This is a genomic window from Okeania sp. (assembly GCF_035285525.1).
Lineage (GTDB): Bacteria > Cyanobacteriota > Cyanobacteriia > Cyanobacteriales > Microcoleaceae > Trichodesmium.
Genome location: NZ_JAYKGW010000087.1, coordinates 1 through 4071, shown reverse-complemented (window position 1 = coordinate 4071; position 4071 = coordinate 1). Strand labels below are relative to the sequence as shown.

4 protein-coding genes are annotated in these 4071 nt (G+C 36.4%); 3 read left to right on the top strand and 1 reads right to left on the bottom strand.

The window, feature by feature from the left end:
* The first annotated feature begins 148 nt into the window (after positions 1-148).
* The 3 genes from VKJ25_RS08435 to VKJ25_RS08425 all read left to right on the top strand — a co-directional run bounded on the left by VKJ25_RS08435 (position 149) and on the right by VKJ25_RS08425 (position 1960).
* Positions 149-1018: a PhzF family phenazine biosynthesis protein gene (locus VKJ25_RS08435; protein WP_324236180.1), complete on the top strand. Its 870-nt coding sequence runs from the start codon at positions 149-151 to the stop codon at positions 1016-1018.
* A 315-nt stretch (positions 1019-1333) separates the two neighbouring features.
* Positions 1334-1696, top strand: coding sequence for a hypothetical protein (locus tag VKJ25_RS08430; protein WP_324236179.1), 363 nt, complete (start codon positions 1334-1336; stop codon positions 1694-1696).
* Between the two features lie 39 nt (positions 1697-1735).
* The gene (locus VKJ25_RS08425; protein WP_324236178.1) at positions 1736-1960 is read left to right on the top strand and encodes a hypothetical protein; all 225 of its coding nucleotides are present in this window, start codon (positions 1736-1738) and stop codon (positions 1958-1960) included.
* A gap of 642 nt (positions 1961-2602) precedes the next feature.
* Here the strand turns inward: VKJ25_RS08425 and ltrA are convergent.
* On the bottom strand, positions 2603-4071 hold a 1469-nt coding region (ltrA, locus tag VKJ25_RS08420; protein WP_324236177.1), incomplete at its 5' end, for a group II intron reverse transcriptase/maturase.

Genomic DNA, 4071 nt, shown 5'->3' with positions numbered 1-4071 from the left:
CAACAAAAATACTTCCTCTACTCCCCTATTCCCTAAAAAAAACATTATGGATTTTGATAGAGTAGATATATTTGCTGAAACTAAATATCCTGGTAATTAAATATAATAAATTCAAAAGTAAAAAGTCAAAAATTAGAAATTAAAAAGAATGGATTTTTATATCGTAGATGTATTTGCTGAAACTAAATATGCTGGTAATCAATTAGCTGTATTTAGTGGTTCTGAAGTAGCTAATCTTTCCGAGCGAGAAATGCTGCAAATTGCCAGAGAAATGAATTATTCAGAAACTACTTTTATTCTCTCTTCTGAACCACGAAATAGTGGTTATGATGTGCGAATATTTACCCCTACTAAAGAATTGCCTTTTGCGGGGCACCCAACATTAGGAACTGCCTATATTATTCAACGAGAAATTATTAAAAATCAGGTTGACCAAGTAATTTTAAACTTGTCAGTAGGGCAAATTCCTGTTATTTGGAAAAGTGAAGTTTTATGGATGCGCCAGAATGCACCAACTTTTGGTCAAAAATATGAAATTGAAACTTTAGCAGAAGTATTAAATTTAGAAGTAACTGATATTGATATAAAGTTTCCTATTCAGACAGTTTCCACAGGAGTACCTTTTATCATTGTGCCTTTAAAAAATCTAGTATCATTGAAAAAAGCTAAAGTGAATTTAGATAAATATTATCAATTTATTCAAACATCAAAAACGACAGAAATTTTGATGTTTTGCCCAGAAACATACAAAGACATTAATCATTTAAGTGTGAGAATGTTTGCTCCCTATTTAGGAATTACTGAAGACCCCGCCACAGGAAGTGGTAATGGTTGTTTAGCCGGATATTTAGTTGAATATAATTATTTTAATCAGAATAAAATTGATATTAGAGTAGAACAAGGATATGAAATTAATCGACCATCCTTATTGTTGTTACAAGCAGAGAAAAAAGCAGCAGAAATAGAAGTATTCGTAGGTGGAAATGTTGTCATGGTTGCTCAAGGAAAATTTCTATAATGGATTGTTTCACCTAAAATAGTGCAAAGCGTAGGGGCGGGTTTTAGCCAGAATTTTCATAGTTACTCTAAGATTTATACAAACCCGCCCCTGAGAAAGTGGCTTATATGGCTGGGGGCGGGTTTATCTAGCGATCTATAGAAAACTTTTTAACTCACTTGTGATTTTTCGGGAACCGTAACCCGCCCCTACGGTGTCTTCCTAATGCACATTTTTAGATGAAACAATCCACTACTGAACTCTACTTCCTATTATCTCCCACAAACTTGATTTATTATCACAATTTTTTATTCTTTAAGTAGAAGAAAATTAAGAATGGTACAAACAATTCCACCTCAAAATATAGACTTACGTTACTTAGTCGATAACTTCAATATTCAGTTAGTTGAAGATGACAATTTTTTCTCCGAATCACGAGAAAATTTGCCAGAAATAACAGAGGCAGAAAAACAACTTTTAGACAAGGTTAGAAAAGGATTTATTAATCTACTTAATTATCCACCACTTTTAGAAGATGTAGTCAAAATGTCAGTTCTAGATCCGATTTTATTTATTGGTGATTTTTATCTCACACCATTCTATGTTAAATCGGAACAATCAATAGAAATAGAAAATGAAGATAATGGAATAATTATCAAAGGTAGAATTGATACTTTAGTATTAAAAGACCAACTTTAGGGTAATGGTAATTGAATCAAAAAAAAAGCTGCATATTCTGTGGAAATAGGATTAGCTCAAATATTAGTTTATATGATGGGAAATCCCCAGCTAAATAAACCTAGTTATGGTATGATTACTAATGGAGGAGAATTTGCTTTTATCAAGTTAGTTAAGGCTGAAAATTATCAGTATGGAATTTCCAATTTATTTGCGACTAGAAATCCTGGAGATTTGTATCGGGTTCTGCAAATTTTGAAGCATTTAAGCGAGATAGTATCGTAGGGGTTTGGTCTCCAAACCCAAGCCATTTTGTAGTAGAATGAGACATCTAAAAATGTAGGTTGGGTTGTTGCTTGCACACCAAGTAGCGGTACGATAGTGAAACCCAACAAGACCTTACCTTATTAATTTTGGGTTGAGGAACAAAACCAAACCTACATCTCGAATATCCAAAACTTTTGAGAGATTGCTTCGGGGGGTATTAACTGTTGACAGCAGAGTTGATATCAAATATTCCCCCTCGCAATGACACTTGTTCAGGATTTACGCAAAGGTACTATCTATAAAGATAAAGTTCAAAAACTATTGCACAATAGTTTTGAACGCTATATATATAGCTTATCTGCATAAGTCCTAACCTTATTAATGTTGGGTTTCGTTCCTCAACCCAACCTACTTCCTACATAAACTTGCTGCCTTTCGGCCAACCATATAATTGTAATCTGTAGAAAAAGTTGGGGAACAAAGCAAACAAATACTTGAAAATCTTAAAGCTGTTAAACTAAGCCAGTTTGTTACCAAACCGACTCGTCTTCAGAACCGGACGTGAGACTTTCACCTCATCACGGCTCCTCTCTTAAACGCTCTTTGTCATGGATACATCCTTACCTCAAAACCAACATATCGTCAAGCCATAAATAATTCTCAGGTAAATCCTGTGGCTTTGGCGCATGGATATGTTTTATTGTCTAAAGCAGTTTTAGTATCGTGGCAATGTCGGTGCAACAATTGTTTATTCTTCATCGTGTTGTCACCACCAAATGACCTTGGTTTTATATGGTCTATCTCCATAAGGTCAGTTGGGCTAAAGGTTAGTCCGCAAAATGCGCATTTATTATTTTGTCGCTTTAATAGCGTTGTGACTTCCTTCCTGACGCCTGGGTGTTTGCCGATTCTGTTACTCCAATAAGTCCATTCACCGTCATAAGGGGATTTACTACCTTTGACTTTAATGTGCCTTATAATAGGTACATCCGAGTGTTGGTTTAGTATATAGTCGCCGTCGTTAAGTGTCCAGTTTCTGGTTACTTTGCAGCGAGGGAAATACGTATCTTTTACCCATTTAGCTGGCTTATTTGGATGCCTTCTACTTGCCCACCGCCATAGCCTTTTCCATAAAAGCATATCCAATTTACTGAATATTTCTTTACTGACTACAGTTGAGAAGTAGTGAGCAAATCCTCTTATTACCGGATTCAACTTGGCTATAATAGCTCTAGTAGGGGCTGTTTTAAGCTTGTCACATACACCCGCCAATTTCCGATAGTGAGTTTTTATACTCTTGGATGATGGTTTAATCAGCGTCTTAAATCGTGATTTGGTTGACTTAACCTTATATTGCCTGATGTTAAATCCGAGGAAGTCAAATCCAGGTGTATTCCCTTCATATTCTTCCAAGGTGTGGGCAATTTTGGTCTTTTCTGGTTTTAGCTCTAATCCTACCTGGTTTAACCATTCCTGTATTACGGTCTTTGCCTGTATCACTATTTTGATGTCCTCATGTAGGATTACAAAGTCATCAGCATAGCGTATTAAACTAAGGCTATGGCGTTTATCTCTTTTACTCATCCTGCCCCCAGAAGGGTGTTTGATTTGAGTATTTTCTATAAACTCCATTAGCCTTTCTTCCATACCGTGTAGGGCGATGTTTGCTAGTAAGGGTGATATTACCCCGGACTGTGGCGTACCTTCCACAGTGCTTGAGAATTTTTTATTGTCAAACACTCCGGATTTTAACCATTGTTTGATTAACCATCGAAAGGGTGTCTGGCCCACTTTTCTTAGCAACGCATCATGGTTGATCCGATCAAAACATTTGGATATATCAGCATCTAAAACATATTTAGGTTTGTGGTTGATGCTTGTATGAATTGCCACAATGACATCATGTGTTGACCGTCCTGGCCTAAAACCATAACTGTTAGGTTCAAATCTAGCCTCCCATTCTGGTTCCATACCCAACTTAACCAAGGCTTGTAACGCTCTGTCATACATAGTAGGTATGCCTAATGGGCGTTTTTCATCTCGTCCTGGTTTAGGTATCCAGACACGGCGGGTCGGGCTGGCTTTGAGGTATCGCGTATTTAATAAATCAACCAAGTTTAATCGCTGCA

Bases quoted from the DNA above. Each gene is read 5' to 3' on its own strand.
- VKJ25_RS08435 (WP_324236180.1), top strand. From the start codon at position 149: ATGGATTTTTATATCGTAGATGTATTTGCTGAAACTAAATATGCTGGT.
- VKJ25_RS08430 (WP_324236179.1), top strand. From the start codon at position 1,334: ATGGTACAAACAATTCCACCTCAAAATATAGACTTACGTTACTTAGTC.